The sequence below is a fragment of the Mesorhizobium sp. M1A.F.Ca.IN.020.06.1.1 genome, assembly GCF_004023265.1.
GTDB lineage: Bacteria > Pseudomonadota > Alphaproteobacteria > Rhizobiales > Rhizobiaceae > Mesorhizobium.
Genome location: NZ_RZSR01001304.1, coordinates 1 through 1280, shown reverse-complemented (window position 1 = coordinate 1280; position 1280 = coordinate 1). Strand labels below are relative to the sequence as shown.

At 67.7% G+C, this 1280-nt stretch carries 1 protein-coding gene; it reads right to left on the bottom strand.

What is annotated here, in order from left to right; all coding sequences use genetic code 11:
- Positions 1-1280, bottom strand: a 1280-nt coding sequence (gene edd / locus EOA60_RS33500) for a phosphogluconate dehydratase (protein ID WP_128312648.1), incomplete at both ends; no start/stop codon positions are given.

Genomic DNA, 1280 nt, shown 5'->3' with positions numbered 1-1280 from the left:
ATCCTGCAGCACGCCGAGCACGGTGGTCAGCTTGTGTAGTTCCGGCATGCCGTTGGCCTTCGGCCCCTGGAAGCGGATCACGGCGACGAAGTCGCCGGTCAGCGTGCCCGACTTGAAAGCTTCGTTCAGCCCCTGCTGGCTGTCGAACACCTTGGCCGGCGCCTCGATGACGCGCCGTTCGGGCTTGACCGCAGAGGTCTTGATCACGGCATGGCCGAGGTTGCCGGCAAGCACCTTCAGTCCGCCGGTCGGCTGGAACGCCTTCTTGAACGGCGCCAGCACCTTCTCGTCGCCGCTCTCGAGCGGCGCCGCTTCACGCACGACGCTGCCGTCGGCGCCGAGCTTTGCCTCGACAGCATAGGGCCGCAGGCCTTCGCCCCAGACCGTCTGCACGTCCTCGTGCAGCAAGCCTTCGTCGAGCAACTCGCGGATCAGGAAGCCGAGCCCGCCGGCGGCGTGGAAATGGTTCACGTCGGCGAGTCCGTTCGGGTAGACGCGGGCGAGCAGCGGCACGGCCTCCGACAGGTCGGAGATGTCCTGCCAGGTAAGCGAAATTCCGGTTGCCGCAGCCATGGCGATGAGGTGGATGGTGTGGTTGGTCGAGCCGCCGGTCGCGTGCAGGCCGACCACGCCGTTGACGATCGAGCGCTCGTCGATCATGCGCCCGACCGGCGTATAGGCATTGCCGAGCGCGGTGATCGCCAGCGCGCGCTTCGCCGCCTCCCTGGTCAGCGCGTCGCGCAGCGGCGTACCCGGGTTGACGAAGGAGGCGCCGGGCGTGTGCAGGCCCATGATCTCCATCAGCATCTGGTTGGAATTGGCGGTGCCGTAGAAGGTGCAGGTGCCCGGCCCGTGATAGGATTTGGACTCCGCCTCGAGCAGCTCGGCGCGGCCCGCCTTGCCCTCGGCATAGAGCTGGCGGACCTTGGCCTTCTCGTCGTTCGGCAGGCCCGTCGTCATCGGCCCGGCGGGGATGAAGACAGCCGGCAGGTGCCCGAAGGTGAGCGCCGCGATCACCAGCCCTGGCACGATCTTGTCGCAGACGCCGAGGAAGACGGCGGCGTCGAACATGTTGTGCGAAAGGCCGATCGCCGCTGCCATGGCGATCACGTCGCGCGAGAACAGCGACAGTTCCATGCCTGGCTGGCCTTGCGTCACGCCGTCGCACATCGCCGGCACGCCGCCGGCGACCTGGGCGATGCCGCCCGCCTCGCGTGCCGCGTCCTTGATAAGCGCCGGAAAGGTCTCGAACGGCTGATGCGCCGACAGCATGTCGTTGT